Origin of the sequence: Paenibacillus sp. RC84, assembly GCF_041260495.1 — a bacterium.
In the GTDB taxonomy this organism is placed as follows: Bacteria; Bacillota; Bacilli; order Paenibacillales; family NBRC-103111; genus Paenibacillus_F.
In genome coordinates, this window is record NZ_JBGBYL010000002.1 from 67019 (window position 1) to 87904 (window position 20886).

A 20886-nucleotide genomic window follows, 5' to 3' on the forward strand; every position below is an offset into this window, starting at 1 on the left:
TTCATTCCCGTTACCGGATGCTGAATGAGGATTCGTCCGCTTAAATCTAAGCGATGAATCGAATGAGGGTGGAACCACGAGTCGAGCGCACTCGTCCCTTTCGGGATGTGTGTGCTTTTTTGCGCTCTTTTTTTGAAATTTATAGAGCTAAGGAGCTGACGAATCATGATTAAACTAACTTTTCCGGACGGTTCCGTGAAAGAATACGCCCCGGGTACAACGGTTGAGCAGGTAGCGGAATCCATTTCCACGGGCCTCAGAAAAAATGCGGTGATCGGCGTAGTGAACGGCCGCCAGGTCGATTTGAACGCTCCGATCGAAGAGGATGCCGAACTTAAAATCGTCACGCTTGATTCCGAAGAAGGAGTCGAAGTGCTGCGCCACAGCACCGCCCACTTGATGGCCCAGGCAATCAAACGCTTGTATGGGGAGCGGGCCGTGAAGCTCGGCATCGGACCTGTCATCGAAGACGGATTCTACTACGATATCGATATCGAAAATCCGCTGACGCCGGAAGATCTGACGAAGATCGAGAAAGAAATGGCCAAGATCGTTCAGGAAAACCTGCCGATCGTCCGCCGTGTGGTCAGCCGCCAAGAAGCGATCGCGATTTTCGAGGAGCTCGGCGATCCGCTTAAGCTGGAGCTGATCCGCGACCTGCCGGAAGACTCCGTGCTGACCATCTACGATCAGGGCGAGTTTTTCGACCTCTGCCGCGGACCGCATCTGCCTTCCACCGGCAAAATCAAGGCCTTCAAGCTGCTGAGCGTTGCCGGCGCTTACTGGCGCGGGGATTCCAAAAACAAAATGCTTCAGCGCATCTACGGCACGGCATTTCCTAAGAAAGCGGAATTGGACGAGCATCTCCATCTGCTTGAAGAAGCGAAGAAGCGCGACCACCGCAAGCTGGGCCGCGAGCTGAAAATGTTCACGTTCTCCAAAGAAGTCGGCCAAGGACTGCCGATCTGGCTTCCTGCCGGAGCCAAAGTACGCCGCATTATGGAGCGCTACATTGTCGATCTGGAAGAACGCCTGGGCTACCAGCACGTCTATACGCCTGTCCTGGCTAACGTGGAGCTGTACAAAACAAGCGGACACTGGGATCACTACCACGAGGACATGTTCCCGAAAATGGTCATGGACAACGAGGAACTCGTTCTCCGTCCGATGAACTGCCCGCATCACATGATGGTGTACAAGAGCGACATGCGCAGCTATCGCGAGCTGCCGGTCCGCATTGCGGAGCTCGGCACGATGCATCGCTACGAGATGTCCGGCGCTCTGACCGGGCTGCACCGCGTACGCGCGATGACGCTGAATGACGCGCATATTTTTTGCCGTCCCGATCAGATCAAGGAAGAGTTCGCCCGCGTCATCAACCTGATCCGTCATGTGTACGAGGATTTCGGCATCAAGGATTACCGTTTCCGTCTGTCCTACCGGGATCCGAAGGATACTGAGAAATATTTCCCGAACGATGAGATGTGGGAAATGTCCCAGCGCATGCTCCGCGAGGTTGTGGAAGAAATGAACCTGCCGTTCTACGAAGCGGAAGGGGAAGCGGCCTTCTACGGTCCGAAGCTCGACGTTCAGATCCGCACGGCGCTGAAGAAAGAAGAAACGCTCTCCACCGTTCAACTGGACTTCCTGCTGCCGGAGCGTTTCGAGCTTGAATACATCGGCGAAGACGGCCAGAAGCACCGTCCGGTCGTTATTCACCGCGGCATTATTTCCACGATGGAGCGGATGACGGCGTTCCTGCTGGAAAACTACGCCGGAGCCCTGCCGACCTGGCTGATGCCGGTGCAGGCCAAAGTCATTCCGGTATCGCCGTCTTACGAGGCGTATGCCAATGACGTGACGGAGAAGCTGCTTGCGGCCGGAATCCGCGCGGAAGCGGACAACCGCAACGAGAAGCTCGGCTACAAGATCCGCGAAGCGCAGCTGGAGAAGACGCCGTACATGCTCGTTGTAGGCGAGAACGAAATGAACTCCGGCACTTTGTCCGTCCGCAAACGCGGCGAAGGCGATCTGGGCGTTCACAGCCTGGCGCATGTGGTCGGCCTCATTCAAGAGGATGTCGCGAACAAGTCCAGATAAGCAGGCGGCTGCTATAGCGTTTTGGAGCCATACGGCCGCAGCGCCGGTTTTCTGAAAATAGGTCTATAAAACCGCAAAAACAGGGGGAACCTCAATAGAGGCGCTCCCTGTTTTTTTTGTCATTGGACATTATCGAGTAATTAAACTATAATTACTTACAAAAAGTAACTAAATATATTTTGTCTCGTTCGCTGTGTTTTCTAACTACTATTGAAAGAAGGGTGACTGTTATGACGCCTGTTATCGACCCCCGAACTGAAATCGGATATGTGCATCTTAAAGTCGGCAGTCTTGCCCGGTCTCTTCCGTTTTACCAGGACGTGATCGGACTTAAACTGCTGAAACGGGACGGAGCTTTCGCCGAACTGACGGCGGACGGCAAGAAGCCTCTCGTTATTCTGGAAGAGATACCCGGTGCCGCTAAAGCACCGAAACGCGGCTATGCGGGTCTGTATCACTTCGCCATTCTGCTGCCCGGCCGCAAAGAGCTGGGATTCGCGCTGCGCAGCCTGATCCGCAGCCGGATTGAGGTCGGCCAGGGGGATCATCTTGTGAGCGAAGCGCTCTATCTGGACGATCCGGACGGCAACGGCATTGAAATTTATGCCGATCGCCCCCGGGAGACGTGGCGGAAGGACGCGAACGGCCATTACGTGATGGCGACCGATCCGGTGGACTGGGAAAGCCTGCTGGAGCTTGCCGGTGAGGAGCCGTGGGGCGGAATGCCTGCGGGAACTCAAATCGGTCACGTTCATTTCCATGTGAGCGATTTGCGGGCGGCGGAGGCGTTTTACTGCGGCCTGCTCGGCTTTGAGATCACGCTCCGCTTCGGACCGGCGGCTCTCTTCGTGGCGGCTGGAGGCTATCACCACCACATCGGGCTGAACACGTGGGCAGGCGCAGGGGCGCCGCCCGCACCCGCCAATGCCGCCGGAATCCGCTGGTTTACCGTCGTGCTTCCCGATAACGGCGAGCTGGACCGGGTTCTGGCACGCCTCCGGGAAGGAAGCGTGGACGCCGTATCCCGGGAAGACGGATGGCTCGTGACCGATCCTTCGGGAATCGGCGTACTGCTGACGGTACGGGATTAGCGGGAGCTGAATCGGCGGGCATCCGGCCCGCCGACCTATGAACAGGCCACAAAAAAATCACCCTGCCGGAAAGATCCGGAAGGGTGATTTTTTTGCTTTTTTTGCGTCTTACATCGAGATGTTATCGTGGTCCTTGCTGTTCTGTTTCTTATCCCAGAAGCGTTTGACGGCCGGAATGCTGCCGATACCGACGGAGATAATAAAGGCGGCGCCGAGAGCGACCATGACGACCATGTAACCGGACGTGATAATGACCGAACCCAGTCCGATTTCCGTCAGACCGATGACGACGGCCAGAACGATGATAACCGGCTGGACGAACCCTTTGAGCGGGTTGCCCGGACGAATCATGCGTTCTGCAAAGCCGGCCAGGATAATGCCGATCAGAACGATGATGACGATCAGAATAAATTTCGGCAGCATCACCATCAGAGCGGCGAATGTGGCGGAGATGAATTCCAGATCCAGCACGTTCGTGGATTCGACGAGGAAGAAGCCGAATACGAAGACGGCGATCAGAGTCGCGATCCATTTCGTGATAGGCAGAGCGGAAACGGATGCGGCCGGGTTTAAGCTGCCCGGCACGCCCGTTTCGGCGCCGGCATCGGCGGCTTTGCGGCGGAACATCGGCATCAGGCTGTTCAGCTTGCTGTCGATATCCATCGGCGAAAGCAGCGTAATGATGAGATTGCGGACGATTTTGGCCAGAATGTAGCCGATGTAGAGCAGGAACGCCGCAATGAGAATCTTCGGAATCCACGCCATAACGAGATTCAGAATGCCTTGAGCCGGAACCCGGATGGATTCGATTTGCAGCAGGTTAAGCGCTTGTACCGCGATCGGGAACAGAATCAGGAAGTACACGATGCTGTAAACGAATTGGGATACGTTCATGCCTGCTCCGATCCAGCGCTGAAGATTCAGCGAGGACGTGAGGGTGGAAGCCAGTTTGGCCACGAACTTGGCCACATAATGACCCAGCACGACAAGCAGAATCGCGCCTGCGAGCAGAGGCAGATAGCCGATGACCATATTGATGACCGCGCTGATCGGCACGGAAATGGCCGGAATCTGAAGCGAGGACAGAATGCTCGGCGCGAAGAGCAGGATCACGATGGCATAGGCGATGTTGCCGGCCACTTCGCGGTAATGCACCAGATTCGGCATTTTGCTTTTAATCGTATGAGAACCGAAGAATCCGGAAACCACACTTTTCAGCATTGAGCCGAGAATATGAGCGACTGCCCCAAGCAGCGCCGCAGCCAGCAGGTGAGGTATGTAAGAAGTGATGATGGCGATGAAACCGACGAACGGATTCAGCACATTCGTGAAATTCAGAAGTTCAAGCACGACGAGAAGTGTTACGAGAATGATGAAATACTTGACTACCTTGGACACAATCCGGCTGACGGAGCTGTCCGGCGGGAAAAATTTTCTTCCGCGGGCATCCACGTTCGCCTTTAGAAGTCCTTTATAGACGGCTTTCGAAGCAGCGCCTGCTATCCATAAACCAATGATCAGAACAAGAACGGCCCCAATGAGCCTCCAAATGGAATTTCCGTTCATCATGAGAAAGTTCCATTCGCCCCAATTCCTTACGTCCATTCGATCATCCGCCTTTCTTTATTAGGTTGTGATGGGAGTTTATTTCCCACCCTATTTACCCGGCCCCCCGCAAGTTAAACCCTGTAAAAAAATAGGAATTATGGCGTGCATAAAATTCGTCTTCCAGGGAAAACCTTACTTTGCAAAGATTGGAGAATGTTTAAACTCTTTTAAAATTGGACAAACTCTTATAGTAGGGGGAGGTATCGAACAAATGTTGCCTGATTCAAGCAATCCGACCAAATGGTTCAGTATGGTTATGATGTTGAACATCGCTCTTGTCTTGTGCGGTCAAGATCAAACAAGTCTGACAGGATTAACAGATACAGCGGCACTCGAGAAAAAAATCGCTCCCGCGATTTCGGGATTGGCATCCCGCCAAACATCCGAAGCACCCGAGAAGCCGGCCCAGTCACAAAACGGAACCGCCGATGCTCAAGCGGCTTCCGGTCAGTCACGCAAAGTCAGCTACAAGCTGATGCCCGATTCCAGTCAGGATCTATCCCGGTACAAGGCGGTAGAAGTGGTAGCGACCGGCTATTACTCGGGTATCGAATCGACCGGCAAAAATCCGGGGCATCCGGATTACGGCATCACCAAATCCGGCATTAAGGTCAAACGGGACGAGCATTCCCTGTCGACGATCGCGGCGGACCCGAGAGTGTTCCCGATCGGAACGGTCCTTTATATACCGGGTTACGGATACGGAATCGTAGCCGATACGGGCGGGGCCATTAAAGGCAAAAAAATTGACCTTTATTATGAAACGAAAGACCAGATCTACAAAGAATGGGGCAAGAAAACAGTCAATGTCTTTGTCGTCAAAGAAGGTACAGGCAAAGTGACCCAGATGATCTGGAACCAGCTCGTACAGGAAATTTTCAAAAACAATCCTGTCGATACACCGGAAGCCTAAACATTCACATATACCGCGCAAGAAGTAAGTACCGCACAAGAAGCGTCTGCGATTTCCGCAGGCGCTTTTTCTCGGTCTCGGGACCGAGTAAGGAATCAACCCTTTGTCTCTTTTCAGAAAAGATGGACAGAGGTACACTTAATTCAGGAAAACGAAATTCAACGGGGGAATAAGTCATGAACGGTTCTATATGGGGAAGATTGGCGGGAGGCTTTATCCTGATTGCGCTCGGCCTGCTTTTTTTTCTGAAACAGCTCGGTTTTATCACCTTGAGCATCGGAGAGCTCATTTCGACCTTTTGGCCGCTGTTTCTGATATACGCGGGACTAATGAGCGTGCTCTTTAACAGGAGAAGGCAGGACGGAGCCTGGGGGCTTATCCTGGTTCTGATCGGAGGCATCTTTCAGCTCCGTAATCTCGGATGGGCTCCTTACTCGCTTGGAGAAATGTTTCAGTTTCTCATCCCGGTCGTGCTGATCATTTTCGGAATCAAAATGATTTTCGGCCGGAAAAGCTCCCACCGTCACGATTCGGAATACGGCGGAAGCCCGGAAGGGCATCGGCACGGGGACGGACACGGGCATTGGGGAAGCGAGTGGGAACGTAAACTGGAGGACAAATGGGAAGAAAAAGCGCGTAAATGGCAGGAGAAAATCTCCAGACGCGAGGCAAGACGCGCCAGGAGATCCGATTGGAAGAACGACGGCGTTTATCCGGGAGCCGGTGAGGAAAGCGGGGAATCCGGTTATGCACCACCGCCACCACCACCGCCTCCGGCGGGAGGTTCTTATCGACCCGGGCCGGACTACCACTATGTGAACTCCTACGCCCCTCCCCAGAACAAGTCGGGTTTTATCGGGGATGTGTACTTGGGACAGGATTACTGGGAATTGACGCCTCTTAACATCTCGCACTTTATCGGCGACACCTCGCTGGATCTGACAAAAGCGAGTATCCCGATGGGAGAGACGCGGATCAACATCTCGGCCTTTATCGGGGATGTGAAGGTATTCATCCCGAACGATCTCGACGTGGAGATCAGCGTCACCACGTCATCTTTTATCGGCGATATGAATGTGCTGGAGCGGCGCGAGGATGGAATCATGCGCTCGATGAATTACCGGACGCCTTATTACCAGGAAGGCGCCAAAAAAATCAATCTTCACGTATCGATGTTCATCGGAGATATCGTCGTGAAGAAAATGGGTTAGGAGGCCGGACGCATGGTAAAGCTGTGGAGCATGAAATGGCAGCTCATGCTGTATTTCCTGGCCTCCAGCCTTCTGACCCTCGGCATCCTGGGCTTTTCGCAGCTCTATATGCCTTGGGAAACGGCAGGCGGCGGGTGGAAGTTCGGCCTGGCCGTTTTTGCCGTGCTGTTGGGGCAGGCGGTCGGTTTCGTGGCCTCCCGCTCCTTCCAGCGCAAGGTGGATGTGCTGCACATCGCCATGCTTCAGCTGGCGAAAGGCAACTTGAAGGATCGGATACAGATCGATCCCATCGATTCTTTCCATCCCGTCTACAAATCGTTCAACGAGATGGCGGGGGCGCTTGAAGAGCGGACGCGGCTGCTGCAGGAAATGGGCGAGGAACGCTCCGTGATGGAGCGCGGCTCCGTCGAGACTGCGGTAGTCGAGGAGCGCCGGAGGCTGGCCCGGGATCTGCACGATACCGTCAGCCAGGAGCTCTTCGCGATTCACATGTCGGCATCCTCTCTGCCGAAGGTGATCGGACACAATCCCGACGTCGCCAGCCAATTGATGGAGCAGCTGATCCAGATGTCGCACCATGCCCAGAAGCAGATGCGAGGGCTCATTTCCCAGCTGCGGCCGATCGAGCTGGACGGCAGCACGCTGGAGCAGGCGTTGGAGAAATGGTTCCCGGAATACTGCCGGGCCCATGAGCTTCAGGGCCGCCTGGATGTTGAGACGGAGCAGCCGATTTCCGAGGCGATCGAGCATCAGCTGTTCCTGATCATCCAGGAGGGGATGGCCAACGTCGTCAAGCATGCTTCCGCTACGGAAATCGAGCTGCAGCTGCATGACTCCGGGCGCCAATATGTGCTTCAACTGGCGGACAACGGCAAAGGCTTCGAGCGGAGCGCGATATCGTCCGCCTCCCACGGCTTGTCCACGATGCGCGAACGCGCGCAGAAGCTGGGCGGAGATGCCGAGGTCCTCAGCGGATCGGGCAGCGGGACGACAGTCCGTGTACGGATACCGAAATTTGTGAAAGAGCCGAAAGGGGAAGCTTCGTTGTGAAAGAACAAATAAAAGTGATGGTTGTGGACGACCACGATATGGTGAGGGTCGGTCTGCGCACGTATATTATGCTCGATGAGGAGCTCAGCGTCGTGGAGGAAGCGTCGAACGGGGAAGAAGCGCTGCGCAAGCTCGGAGCGCTGGACGCCGAACGTATTCCCGATGTGATTCTCATGGATCTGACCATGCCGGTTATGAACGGAATTGAGGCGACCCGGGAAATTACGCAGCTTTTTCCTTCTATTAAAATCATCATGCTGACCAGTTTCCTGGAAGAAGACAAGGTCGTCCAAGCGGTTGAAGCGGGCGCGATTTCTTATGTGCTCAAAACCATCTCCTCGGAGCAGCTCGCTCATGCGGTCAAGGGAGCCGCCGCCGGCATGCCGGTTCTTAACCCCGAGGTCTCTCTGGCGCTGACCCGCGGGCTTAGGCAGCGGTCGGCGCAGACGGAAGACGAGGGGCTGACGGCGCGTGAGCGCGAGGTGCTTTCCCTCATTTCGGACGGCAAATCGAACAAGGAAATCGCCGAGGCGCTGCATATCAGCATCAAGACCGTGAAGACACACGTGAGCAACCTGCTCATGAAGTGCGAACTGGACGACCGCACCCAGCTGGCTATTTATGCTCACCGCAAGGGCTGGGCCGGCACCGGGGCTTAACGCGGACTTCTGCGCAGCCGGACCGGAGACGGTTCCGGTGTTTTGCCTTGTCCCGGCAGAATTTCCGGCGGGCCGAGGGGACTATGCAGCCGCCGGGCTGCGGCCCAGCCTCCTTGCCTGTCCCGATCGTAATGCGAGGGCCAGCCGGTCTTGCCCGTCCCCCGGGCAGCGGCCCCGCTCTCCCGTCCGGGCCGGACTGCGATACCTGCACCCCTCCGCTTTTTCCAACCGCTCATAAAAGAAGGCAGAAATACGCAACCTATTGCTGCGCGGGTTCATTTTCAACGGCGCGATGAAGAGGAGGTTGCCTTGTGAAAGCTTTGAATTCCTCACTCCAGGAAACGGTAGAAGCGTTCGACAATGTCCGGGACTATTTGCACACGTTCGAGTTTACATTAGGCGGGAACTGGGAGTACGATCACGGTTCGTTCGACCGTTATCTGGACGAGGCGCACAAAGTGTGGCTGCGTATCCCTTTTGAAGTAACGGAAGGGACTCTGGACGGCGATACGGACGAAACCGACGCGATGGTGAAAATCGGGGCGCCCTACGTGCTGAAGCACGTTTATAATGAAGGCAATGATCCCGAAGCCCATATGATGACGGTTTCCGCGCTGGTGAACCAGTTTCAGACCCCGCTCGATCCGGACGCCGAGATCGAAAGCGAGTGGATCGGTAAAGCGGAGAAACTTCTGCGGGATGTCGAACGGAAATGGCTGCACTGAGCGTCCCCGCCCCATGTTTTTAGTTAAAAGGACCCAGATCGACACGATGCCGGCCGGCGAGCCGGCTTTTTTAACTCCATTTTATTGAATTTTAAGGTTTGCTTAAGGAAGGAAGTCCATTATAAAAGTACAGAGACGGTGAACAACACGAATTACAAAAAAAGCCTTCATGTCAACCGTCCTTCGTTTTTTATACTCTTTTTCCTAACTTTTATAAATGGAGGAATTGCCATGGATGATTATAAAAAAGAATTCGGCCCTGACCGCAGCAACGATTCGGATTTGAACCGCGACCGTCACCGGGAGCGTGAACTGGAAAGACGGGAGGCCGGCTACGAACCCGGATACGACTCCGGGGGCGAGGAAGCGGCGGCGCAGGAGAAACCTTCCTACTACTATTCTTACGGTCCCCACAAGACGGGCATGACCGAGGAAACCCACCACACCGAATCGGACACGACCGCCTACTCGAACCGCGAAGGTTCGGCGCCTGTGGAAGTGACGCCTCCGAAGCCGGTAAGATCCTTCTCCTTCAGCAGAGACGGCGCCTCTAAGCCGGGCGGAGGCTGGAACGGCAGCGGACCCGCCAAGAAGCGCTCGTCCCTCCGCAGCGGATTTGCCGCTTTCCTGGCCGGTGCGGTCGTCGTGAGCACGCTCATGTTTGCGGCGGACAAAACGAACCTGTTCACCGGCAAACAGCCGATGACCCTGCCGGGCGCGCAGCCTAATTCTTCTCAGACGGTAGCGGCGGGCAGCGCAAGCAAAGTTTCGCTGGACTCGGCCCGTCCGGACAACATCGCTCAGATTTTCGCCCAGGCAAGTCCGGCAACCGTTAAGATCGAATCTTACGTCAAGACGAAAAGCAGCTCCCAGAAGAACCAGATGAACGATCCTTTCTACCGGTTCTTCTTCGGCGACCAGGGAGACTCCGGGAAGCAGGACAGCGGTTCGGGCAAAAGCGACGGCGCCCTTCAACTGGCGGGCAGCGGAACCGGCTTTATCTTCGAGAAAAGCGGCTACATTCTGACGAATGAGCATGTAATCGACGGAGCCGATGAAATCCGCGTCACCGTTCAGGGCTACGACAAGCCGTTCGTCGCCAAGCTTCTGGGCAACAGTTACGACCTTGACCTGGCCGCGATGAAAATCGAAGGCGACAAGGACTTCCCGATTCTGCCGATCGGTAAAGCGGACAGCCTGAACGTAGGAGACTGGGTGGTCGCGATCGGCAACCCGTACGGATTCGACCATACGGTAACGGTCGGGGTGCTCAGCGCCAAGGAGCGTCCGATCACGATTCAGGATGAGCAGGGCACGCGCAACTACAAGCATCTGCTGCAGACGGACGCGTCCATTAACCCCGGGAACTCCGGCGGCCCGCTGCTCAATATGAACGGCGAAGTGATCGGGATCAACACGGCCGTAAGCTCGCAGGCGCAGGGGATCGGGTTCGCTATTTCGGAAAGCACCTTCTCGACCGTTCTGGATAACTTGAAGAACAACGTGACGATTCCGAAGGAAAAAGCTCCGTATATCGGCGTGAGCCTTCAGAACGTGGATAAAGAATGGGTCAGCGAGCTGAAGCTGCCGAACGCCGAAGGCGCAATTGTAGCCGAGGTTACGCGCAAGAGCCCGGCCTTCCAGGCAGGCATGCGCCCCTATGACGTCATCGTCGACGTGAACGATCAGAAAGTGACGAATTCACAGGACGTGACGACCAAGATCCAGGCCCTGAAAGTGGGGGACAAAGCCAAAATCGGCGTGATGCGTGACGGCAAACGTGTCGAAATCAACGTCACCGTCGGAGACAAAAACGCAGCGGATACGACCGAGAAGAAGTAACGGTCGGACTGCCGCACCATGCGGAGCAGAGAACGGCAGCGATGCCGTTCTCTGCTTTTTTTTCGGCAGCTAGTCGTGCTTCAAGGGCGGAGGGCGTCCGAGATTTTGCTCCAACGCCGAATTTGATACAATAGAGGGTAAAAGCGTCCCGCGAGGCTGCCTGCAGCCCGAATCCATCTACAGAAGGGTGAAAACATTCATGCGTGAAACGATATTGGTAATAGATGACGACGAGAAAATTACGTCCATGCTGCGGCGCAGCCTGGCCTTCGAGGGCTATACGATCGTAACGGCCAACAACGGCAACGACGGCTTGAAAAAAATGCTCGAGCAGGAGCCCCATCTGGTCATCCTGGACGTGATGATGCCCGTCGTGGACGGGTGGGAGGTTTGCCGGCGAATCCGCGAAAGCGGAAGCGGCGTGCCGATTCTCATGCTGACAGCCAAAGACGAAGTCACCGACCGGGTGAAGGGGCTTGATCTCGGAGCGGACGACTATCTCATCAAGCCATTCGCGCTGGAAGAGCTGCTGGCCCGCGTGCGGGTGCTGCTGCGCAGACGGAACGAACGCGCCGAGCAGCCGACGAACCGGCTGCACTACGACAACGTCACGCTGGATATGGATACGCGCGAGGTGTTCCGCGAGAGCCAGCTTATCGAGCTTACGACGAAGGAATTCGACCTGCTGCACCTGTTTATGCAGAATCCGAAGCGGGTTCTCTCCCGGGACATCATCATGGAAAAAATATGGGGCTACGATTACAGCGGGGAATCGAATGTGCTGGAAGTGTACATTGCCCTGCTCCGGCAAAAAACGGAGGAGTACGGCCATAAGCGCATTATTCAAACCGTGCGCGGGGCCGGTTATGTGCTGAGAGGAGAGAACTAGATGTCTATCCGCCTCCGGCTGACGCTGTGGTATTCCGGCATTTTGTCGGTTACGCTGCTGCTGTTCGGCTTCGGCCTCTATTTATTTCTTTCCTTTTACATCTACAACGATCTGGAAAAACAACTGGGCCGCACTTGGACGGAGACATACGAGCGGATCAAGCCGCTTGCCGCCCCCTCGATCCGGGGAAGGGTTCCGATCAAGCTGGAGCTCGACAACGTGGACATGTTTTCGGAAAACACGCTCCTTCAGCTTGCCAGTTTGAACGATAAGGAAGGCCCCGTTATTCACGACCGGTCTTCCGTTCTTAAAAATTTGGAGCTGACGCTGCCCATTACAAACAATGCGGCCCAGAAGCTGCGGGGCAAAGATTCGCTTGTGGTCGAGCGGCTGAACTTGAAGGTGATGGACAAGTCCTATCCGATTATTCTGGTCAGCCGGGGGTTCGACATCACCGATCCGGTAACCGGGAATAAGCTGACTCGGGGCGTGCTACAGGTCGGAGCGACCATCAACTACTACGAGAACTTTTTCAACCTGCTCCAGTATACGCTGGCGATTCTGGCCATGCTGACGGTGCTGATCGCCGGAACGCTCGGCTGGTTCCTGGCGAGGAAGGCCCTGCGGCCGATTGAGCAGGTCATCGTGGCTACGCAGCAGATCGAGAAGGGCACGGACCTCGACAAGCGGATTCTGTACGACGGGCCCGAAGACGAGATCGGGCGGCTCACCGTCACGATCAACGGCATGCTCGGCCGGCTCCAGCTCGTGTACAGCGAGCTGGAGGAAGCTTACCGCGCCCAGCGTCGGTTCGTCTCGGATGCTTCCCACGAGCTGAGGACCCCGCTGACGACGATTCGCGGCAACGTGGAGCTGCTCGAGAAGATGTGGAGCCGCACGCTGACAAGCGGGCAGGGCGGCGGCCAGGACAAAGAGCAGATGGAGATGTCCATCGAGGCGATGCAGGATATCGCCGGAGAAGCTCACCGGATGAGCCGGCTCGTCAACGACATGTTGTCGCTGGCGCGGGCGGATGCCGGCTTCGAGATGCAGCGTCAGCCTCTTGAGCTGAGGCCGCTGGTCGAGGAAGTCGCCCGGCGCGCCCAGTTTCTGCCGCGCCAGGTGCAGTGGGAAGTGGGAGACCTGGACCCGCTGACGGATGTGGTCGTGGTCGGCAACAAAGACTATGTCCAGCAGCTTTTGTTCATTTTTATCGAAAATGCCTTCAAATACACCGAGCAGGGCAGCGTCCGGCTGGATGCGCTCCGCTCCGGGAATCAGATCGGTCTGCGTATTGCGGACACGGGGATCGGGATGGACAAGGAAGAGGTTCCGCATATTTTCGACAGGTTTTACCGGGCGGACGTTTCCAGGGGAAGGACGGCGGGCACCGGACTCGGCTTGTCGATCGCGAAATGGATTATCGACGAACATAAGGGCTCCATTGAGGTAAAAACCCGCCAGGGAGAGGGCTCGACCTTTATCATTTGGCTGCCCGTTGTCTTTCTTCCCGTCTCCTGATCGGCTATAATGAAGGTACGAACGACAAAAAAGGTGGTGCTTTCGTTGAAAGTCGTCAAAATTTCCCCAAGGGGCTATTGCTACGGCGTGGTGGATGCAATGGCGCTTGCAATGCAAACCGCCAAGAATCTGGATCTGCCGCGGCCGATTTATATACTCGGTATGATTGTTCATAACTCGCACGTAACCCGTTTCTTCGAAGACGAGGGGGTTATCACGCTGGACGGTCCCAACCGGCTCGAAATTCTGGAGCAGGTGACGGGCGGTACCGTTATTTTTACGGCACACGGCGTTTCGCCGGAAGTCCGCCGCAAGGCACGCGAGAAAGGCTTGACGGTTGTTGACGCAACTTGTCCGGATGTAACGAAAACACACGATCTGATCCGCGAGAAAACGGCGGAAGGATACGAGATTATTTATATCGGCAAGAAAGGCCATCCCGAGCCGGAAGGCGCCGTCGGTATCGCTCCCGAGCACGTTCATCTGATCGAGACGCTGGCGGACGCGGAGGAGCTCGATATCGCTTCGGCCAAAATTCTGATCACGAATCAGACGACGATGAGCCAGTGGGACATCAAGCATATTATGAAGAAGCTGCTGGAGAGTTTCCCGACGGCTGAAATTCACAACGAGATTTGTCTGGCGACGCAGGTCCGCCAGGAAGCGGTTGCGGAGCAGGCTAAGGAGACGGATCTAGTCATCGTGGTCGGCGATCCCAAGAGCAACAATTCGAACCGACTGGCCCAGGTGTCGGAAGAAATCTCCGGCGTCAAAGCATACCGGGTTTCGGACGTTTCCGAAATCGACAAGAGTTGGCTGATGGGCGTCCGTACGGTCGGCGTCACTTCCGGCGCTTCCACGCCGACTCCGATTACGAAGGAAGCAATCGCTTATCTGGAGCAATTCGATCCGGCTGATCCGGCTACATGGGGCGTTACACGGACCGTGAATATGAAGAAATTGATCCCGATGGCCAAAACAAAGGCTGCCGCCGAATAACCGGCCTAATTTACAGGATAGGATGAGGCACCATGCAGGTTAGTGAAGGGGCACTCCGAAAGAAAAAGTTTGATCTTAAACAGACGGGTCGCTGGTTTAAATACAAATATCTTCTGCTGCTTCGCGCCAAGGGCGGGCCTTCAATGGTCGCCACCGGATTTTCCATCGGACTGGCCGTCGAGATGTTCACTCTTCCGACGGTCGGGCTGGCTTTTTTTCTTATTTTTCCCCTCGTGTGGCTGCTGCGAGGCAATTTTGCGGGTGCGCTGATCGGGTTCGTGTTCGGTAAAATCATTTACGTGCCGATGGCGATCCTGTTTAACAAACCGGTGGGTTCCCTTGTCGTTCCTCCGGGCTTCAAGGAGTACCTGATTCACCACGTTCCTGCTTTTCTTGCGAATGTCCTGAAAGGAAGCCTGGAGCTGATCGTAGGCGGAATGATCGTCGGGGGCGTTCTCGGCCTGATCATGTACTTCCCGATCATGCTTCTGCTGAGGCTCCATGCCAGCCGGCGTAAGGACAGGCGCAGACTGCGCAAGGAACATCAGCACGCTATGGCTTCCGGGCTTCCGGGTGACGCGGATTGACGCCGGCCTCGCGGCTTAATACGATAAACAGACAGATGCAGGCTTGACGGATAATCGTCAAGCCTGTTATTATTATTTTAGCGAGTTACTTTAATGGATAAAAGCGTAGAAGCTAAAAAGCTTAAAAGCAAACAAGCGTTGAAGTGAGAAGGTAACCCATTACTCTACATTCAGGAGCGTGAGCGGAATGATCGTCATTCTTTCAAATAAGGTTGAAGAAGCGCGTATTCAGGAAATCGTACACATCATCGAGAAGCATGCAGTAAAAGCACACGTATCGCACGGAGAAGACCGTACGGTTATCGGCATCATCGGGCAGGCCGATCCGGTATTGGCCGAGCAGCTGCGCCAGCTGAAGGGAGTCGAGCAGGTGGTCAAAATCTCGAAGTCCTACAAGCTGGCAAGCCGCGACTTCCATCCGGCGGATACCGTCATCCGCATCAAGGATGTGGAGATCGGCGGCGATCAGCTCGTCGTTATGGGCGGCCCGTGCGCCGTCGAGACTTCCGAGCAGATCGACGAAATCGCCCGCCTGGTCAAGGCGGCGGGCGGTCAAGTGCTCCGGGGCGGCGCCTTCAAGCCGCGCACGGGCCCTTACAGCTTCCAGGGCGTCGGCGTGGAAGGGCTCGTCATGATGGCGGAAGCCGGACGCAAGCACGGTCTTCTGACGATTACGGAGGTCATGACGCCGGAATACGTGGATGTCTGCGCGGAATACGCCGACATTCTGCAGGTGGGCACCCGCAACATGCAGAACTTCGATCTGCTGCGCAAGCTGGGCTCGATCCAGACGCCGGTGCTGCTCAAGCGCGGCTTCAGCTCGACGTACGACGAATTCCTTAATGCGGCGGAATACATCCTTGCGGGAGGCAACCCGAATGTGATGCTCTGCGAACGCGGAATCCGAACATTCGAGACTTATACCCGCAACACGCTCGATCTTTCGGCGATTCCGGTGCTTCAGAGCTTGAGCCATCTGCCGGTCATCTCCGATCCGAGTCACGGAACGGGACGCCGTGAGCTGGTCGAGCCGATGACGAAGGCTTCCGTGGCCGCCGGAGCGAACGGCCTGATCATCGAAATGCATACGGATCCGGACAATTCGATGACCGGAGACGGCGTCCAGTCCCTGTTCCCGGACCAGTTCGCCAAGCTGCTTCAAGATCTGGAGAAGCTGGCTCCGCTTTGCGGCAAAAGATTCGATACCGCCAAAACCCCCGTACTTGTCTAATCCGACAGGTTGTCCGAAAATCCCCGAAAATCCCTCAGAAACAGCTTGAAAACCGGAGAAATCCGGTTTTTTTGTTTTTCATGTAACATTACCTAACATTCTTTAAAAAAATACCTGACATGAGTATTGACGACATTTCTTCGGCCGCTATATAATATGAAAAAAGATCGAATGAAAACTGGAACATTACACAGGGAAAGCATTGTGAATGTACGGAATTAGGAGGGTTTACACATGTCAGTACAGGACGTTTTGAACATCATCAAGGAAAAAAACATTGAGTGGATCGATTTTCGTTTTGTGGATCTTTTAGGTAAGGCGCACCACATTTCTCTCCCGGCTTGCGAAGTCGAGGAAGAAACTTTCGAGAACGGAGTTGCCTTTGACGGTTCCTCCATTCATGGTTTCCGCGGCATTGAAGAGTCGGATATGGTCATGATGCCTGATACGGAGTCGGTTTATGTCGATCCTTTCACGGCTCACCCGACACTGATCGTAATGTGTAACATCCACACGCCGGACGGCGAGCGTTACGAGCGCGATCCGCGCAGCATCGCACAGAAGGCGGAAGAATTCCTGCAAACAGCCGGCGTAGGCACGACGGCGAACTTTGCTCCCGAGTCCGAGTTTTTCATTTTCGACGATGTCCGTTACGAAAGCGGCATGAATACTTCTTACTACTCCGTTGATTCCGAAGAAGGCGCATGGAACACCGGACGCAAAGAAGAAGGCGGCAACCTGGGCTTCAAAATCGGCGTTAAAGGCGGCTACGTGCCGGTTCAGCCGGTCGATACCCAGCAGGACATCCGCAGCGAAATGTGCCGTCTGCTTCAAGAAGCGGGCCTTCGCATCGAGCGTCATCACCACGAAGTGGCGACAGCCGGTCAAGCGGAAATCAACTTCCGTTTCGATACGCTGACCAAAACGGCCGACAATCTCATGAAATACAAATATATCGTTCACAACACGGCGAGACAGTACGGAAAAGTCGCAACCTTCATGCCGAAGCCGCTCTTTGGCGATAACGGATCGGGTATGCACGTTCACCAAAGTATTTTCGACGGCGACACGCCTCTGTTCTACGACAAAAACGGCTACGCCAGCCTGAGCGAAATGGCTCTGCACTACATCGGCGGTATCCTGTACCATGCCCCGGCTCTGCTCGCTCTGACGAACCCGTCCACGAACTCGTTCAAACGTCTCGTTCCGGGTTACGAAGCACCGGTTAACCTGGTGTTCTCCAAAGGAAACCGTTCCGCGGCGGTCCGTATTCCGGTTGCGGCCGTAACGCCGAAAGGCTGCCGCATCGAATTCCGTACGCCGGATTCCACGGCTAACCCTTACCTGGCTTTCGCGGCTATGCTGATGGCCGGTCTGGACGGCATCAAGAAGAAAATCGATCCGCGTGCACTCGGCTACGGTCCGCTGGATAAAAATATCTATGAACTGTCCGACGAAGACAAGTCCGAAATCCGCAGCGTGCCGGGTACACTGGACGAAGCTCTCGACGCTCTGCAAGCCGATCACGACTTCCTGCTGGAAGGCGACGTGTTCACGCAAGATTTCATCAACAACTATGTCGACATCAAACGCGGCGAAGCGAAAGATGTTGCGATCCGCATCCACCCGCACGAGTACTCCCTGTATTTCGGCTGCTAATTAACCTCTTTTCTCCTCCCTCAAAGCAGGCAAAACTCCCGGACATTTCCCAAATGTTTCGGGAGTTTTTGTTTTCCTAACATTCTCTTAGCATGTTCCTAAATCCGATGTCATATTTTGGTTGTATAGTAAGTAGGAAGTAAAAGAATTAGGTGGTGTACAACATGAAACCCTGGACCGAAAAGGAAGTCCTCCATCTGCTGGGGAGAGCTTCTTTTTCCGCTACGCCGGGAGAAGTGGATAGATGTCTGAAGTTAGGCCGGGAAGAGACGGTTCGCAGGCTCACCTCGGGCCAGCCTCTGGCCGACGGAGCCGCTTCCGCCCTTGTGTTCTCGGAGGTAAAGGCCGACGACAAGCCGCTGATTGTCACGGGTGTGGGCGATCAGCAAACGTACTGGCTGTACCGGATGGTTGCTTCGCCGACTCCGCTGGTGGAGAAAATGACGTTGTTCTGGCACGGTCATTTTGCTTCGTCCCAATATAAAGTGAGCGATATCAAGCTCATGGTGCGGCAGAACGACCTGTTCCGGCAGCACGCCCTGGGCAGCTTCCGCAAGCTGACCGAAGAAATCGGCCAAGACCCGGCCATGATGCTGTATCTTGATTCTTACACGAATCAGAAGGGGAGTCCCAACGAGAATTACGCCCGCGAGATGATGGAGCTGTTCACACTCGGCATCGGCAACTATACCGAACAGGATGTGAAGGAAGCGGCAAGGTCCTTGACGGGCTGGAGCTATAACCGGAAAACCGATATCGTCCAGTATCAGGAAACGCGGCACGATGCCGGACATAAGGTTTTTCTGGGCGAAGCCGGATATTTCGATTCCGCCGATGTGGTGCGCGTCGTTTTCAAGCAGGCGGCGCTCCCAAAGTTTCTGGCGACGAAACTGCTCCAATATTTTGCTGCGGAAAATCCTCCCGATGCCTGGATAGACCGGGTCGCCCGCAATATCGCGAAGATGCCGACGATCGGGGACGTGCTGTACGATTTGTTCGCTTCCGACGAATTTTACGAGGAAGCCTACCGGCTGTCTCTTGTCAAAAATCCGGCGGAGTACGTGGCGGGCACGATGCGGACGCTGGGGCTTCCCCTAACGGCGGTGTTCCGTGCGAGTATGGGGCTCATGGGCATGGAGCTGTACGCGCCGCCGGATGTCTCCGGCTGGAAGGGCGGGGCTTCCTGGCTGGCGACAAGCCGCCTGATCGCACGCTACCAGTTCGCCGAAAAGGTGGCCAAACGCGTCACGGAAGACCAGCTCCAGTCTTTGGCTCCGCAGGGGGCGCAGGCCGGTCCGGAAGCTTATGTGGAGGGGTGCAGACGCGGCGTAGGGCTGGCTCCGCTCGGCAAGAACACGATGAATGTGCTGACGCAGTATGCGGCGGAGACGATCGTGAGTTCGAAAAAACCGGCCGTCGGCAAACGGAGCCTGCTGCAGCTTCTGCTCATCAGCCCGGAAGCGCAGATGAAGTGAGCGGAGGATAACGGATATGAATTTAACGAGAAGAGATTTTCTGATCAAGGGGACGGCTCTCATCGCGGCCATCGGCTTTGGCGGCCCCCTGCTTTATGCGGACAGTAAAAATATGCTCAAGCCCGGACCACCCGCGGGGGCGAAAGACCGGGTTCTTGTCGTGGTCCAGCTTTCCGGCGGCAATGACGGCCTCAATACACTGATTCCATACGGAATCGGAGCGTATCACGACGCGAGGCCGCGTCTTCGTCTCCAGCAGCATGAGGTGCTGGATATCAACGGCCAGCTTGGCCTGCACCCGAGTCTCACGCAGCTTCACGGACTGTACCAGCGCGGAAAGGTCGCGATTGTCCAAGGTGTGGGCTACCCGAAGCCCGACCATTCCCATTTCCGTTCCATGGAAATCTGGCATACCGGGGAGCCGGAGAAGCGGATCAGCGACGGCTGGCTGGGGCGCTACGCTTTTTCGTCCCTGGATACGGCGAATCCGCTCCGGGCCGTCCAGCTCGGGAAGACGGAGACGCGTGCTCTCCGTCACGATTCCATTTCGCTTCCCGTTGTGTCCGCGCTGGATTCCTATAAGATCTTTACCAGCAAGCCCCCCGATCCGGACAGAGGCCGTCTGAACAAGGCTTTCCTGGATATGTACAACCTGAACAAGCAGGCGGCTCCCTTGCGGGTTGCCTGCTCCAGCGGAATTGAAGCTTACCGCAGCGTGGAAGCGATCGGCTCTCTGCGGCCGGGGTATGCGGCAGGCGCGCCTTATCCGGACACCTCGTTCGCCAAGGATTTGCAGCTTGCCGCGCAGCTCATGGCATCCGGCTCCGGCACCCGGGTCTTCTACACGCAGTTGGGTCCGTTCGACGACCATGCCAACGAGAAGGCGCACCATGCGGCTATGCTGTCCACTCTGGACGGGGGGCTCGGCGCGTTCTACCGCGATCTGGAAGCTCACGGCCTCCAGGATCAGGTCATGGTCATGGCGTTCTCCGAATTCGGCCGGAGAATGAAGGAGAACGGCAGCGGCGGGACGGATCACGGTACCGCGGGACCGGTTTTTCTGCTGGGAGGCGGAGTGAGCGGCGGGCTTTACGGGGCCTATCCGAGTCTCACGAAGCTGGATAAGGGGGATTTGAAGGCGGAGCTCGACTTCAGATCGGTGTATTATACCGTCGTGGAGAACTGGCTGAACGGAGACGCCCGCAGTGCGGTCGGGCGCTTGTACGAGAAGCTCTCGTTCGTTTAGCCCGGCACAACGCAATGAAAGAAAGACCGTTCCCCAAGGGGGAACGGTCTTTCTTGTCGTTCAAGCTTCAGCCGGTTTGA

The 20886-nt window shown here is 55.7% G+C and carries 17 protein-coding genes; 16 read left to right on the forward strand and 1 reads right to left on the reverse strand.

What is annotated here, in order from left to right; all coding sequences use genetic code 11:
• Positions 1-165 precede the first annotated feature (165 nt).
• Together thrS and ABH899_RS04035 are read left to right on the forward strand one after the other, a co-directional pair.
• Positions 166-2100, forward strand: coding sequence for a threonine--tRNA ligase (gene thrS, locus ABH899_RS04030; protein WP_369994207.1), 1935 nt, complete (start codon positions 166-168; stop codon positions 2098-2100).
• A gap of 230 nt (positions 2101-2330) precedes the next feature.
• The gene (locus tag ABH899_RS04035; RefSeq protein ID WP_369994208.1) at positions 2331-3191 is read left to right on the forward strand and encodes a VOC family protein; all 861 of its coding nucleotides are present in this window, start codon (positions 2331-2333) and stop codon (positions 3189-3191) included.
• A 108-nt stretch (positions 3192-3299) separates the two neighbouring features.
• Here the strand turns inward: ABH899_RS04035 and ABH899_RS04040 are convergent, their stop codons facing one another.
• Complete coding sequence (locus ABH899_RS04040; protein ID WP_369994210.1) at positions 3300-4796, reverse strand: mechanosensitive ion channel; 1497 nt, start codon at positions 4794-4796, stop codon at positions 3300-3302.
• A gap of 214 nt (positions 4797-5010) precedes the next feature.
• Between ABH899_RS04040 and ABH899_RS04045 the strand changes: the two genes are divergently transcribed.
• The 14 genes from ABH899_RS04045 to ABH899_RS04110 all read left to right on the forward strand — a co-directional run bounded on the left by ABH899_RS04045 (position 5011) and on the right by ABH899_RS04110 (position 20806).
• Positions 5011-5712, forward strand: coding sequence for a 3D domain-containing protein (locus ABH899_RS04045; protein ID WP_369994212.1), 702 nt, complete (start codon positions 5011-5013; stop codon positions 5710-5712).
• A gap of 176 nt (positions 5713-5888) precedes the next feature.
• Positions 5889-6923, forward strand: a complete 1035-nt coding sequence (gene liaF, locus ABH899_RS04050; RefSeq protein WP_369994215.1) for a cell wall-active antibiotics response protein LiaF — start codon at positions 5889-5891, stop codon at positions 6921-6923.
• A 12-nt stretch (positions 6924-6935) separates the two neighbouring features.
• On the forward strand, positions 6936-7973 hold the full coding sequence (locus ABH899_RS04055; protein ID WP_009676084.1) for a HAMP domain-containing sensor histidine kinase: 1038 nt from the start codon (positions 6936-6938) through the stop codon (positions 7971-7973).
• Positions 7970-8632 carry a response regulator gene (locus ABH899_RS04060; RefSeq protein WP_369994217.1) on the forward strand — a complete coding sequence of 221 codons (663 nt, stop codon included), beginning with the start codon at positions 7970-7972 and terminating at the stop codon, positions 8630-8632. Before ABH899_RS04055 ends, ABH899_RS04060 begins: the two co-directional genes overlap by 4 nt.
• Positions 8633-8943: 311 nt before the next feature.
• Complete coding sequence (locus ABH899_RS04065; RefSeq protein ID WP_326054491.1) at positions 8944-9357, forward strand: YugN family protein; 414 nt, start codon at positions 8944-8946, stop codon at positions 9355-9357.
• A 231-nt stretch (positions 9358-9588) separates the two neighbouring features.
• On the forward strand, positions 9589-11199 hold the full coding sequence (locus tag ABH899_RS04070) for a S1C family serine protease (protein WP_369994220.1): 1611 nt from the start codon (positions 9589-9591) through the stop codon (positions 11197-11199).
• A gap of 199 nt (positions 11200-11398) precedes the next feature.
• Positions 11399-12088: a response regulator transcription factor gene (locus tag ABH899_RS04075; protein WP_009676185.1), complete on the forward strand. Its 690-nt coding sequence runs from the start codon at positions 11399-11401 to the stop codon at positions 12086-12088.
• Entirely contained in the window at positions 12089-13609 is a 1521-nt protein-coding gene (locus ABH899_RS04080) for a sensor histidine kinase (protein ID WP_369994223.1), read from the forward strand. It abuts the gene before it with no gap.
• Positions 13610-13654: 45 nt separating this feature from the next.
• Positions 13655-14608, forward strand: a complete 954-nt coding sequence (locus ABH899_RS04085; RefSeq protein ID WP_369994226.1) for a 4-hydroxy-3-methylbut-2-enyl diphosphate reductase — start codon at positions 13655-13657, stop codon at positions 14606-14608.
• 32 nt (positions 14609-14640) lie between these two features.
• Complete coding sequence (locus ABH899_RS04090; protein WP_369994228.1) at positions 14641-15195, forward strand: DUF2062 domain-containing protein; 555 nt, start codon at positions 14641-14643, stop codon at positions 15193-15195.
• A gap of 187 nt (positions 15196-15382) precedes the next feature.
• Positions 15383-16426: a 3-deoxy-7-phosphoheptulonate synthase gene (gene aroF, locus ABH899_RS04095; RefSeq protein ID WP_369994231.1), complete on the forward strand. Its 1044-nt coding sequence runs from the start codon at positions 15383-15385 to the stop codon at positions 16424-16426.
• Between the two features lie 234 nt (positions 16427-16660).
• The gene (glnA, locus tag ABH899_RS04100) at positions 16661-18085 is read left to right on the forward strand and encodes a type I glutamate--ammonia ligase (RefSeq protein ID WP_218229098.1); all 1425 of its coding nucleotides are present in this window, start codon (positions 16661-16663) and stop codon (positions 18083-18085) included.
• Positions 18086-18249: 164 nt separating this feature from the next.
• The gene (locus tag ABH899_RS04105) at positions 18250-19560 is read left to right on the forward strand and encodes a DUF1800 domain-containing protein (protein WP_369994234.1); all 1311 of its coding nucleotides are present in this window, start codon (positions 18250-18252) and stop codon (positions 19558-19560) included.
• 16 nt (positions 19561-19576) lie between these two features.
• Complete coding sequence (locus tag ABH899_RS04110; protein ID WP_009676117.1) at positions 19577-20806, forward strand: DUF1501 domain-containing protein; 1230 nt, start codon at positions 19577-19579, stop codon at positions 20804-20806.
• Positions 20807-20886 lie beyond the last annotated feature (80 nt).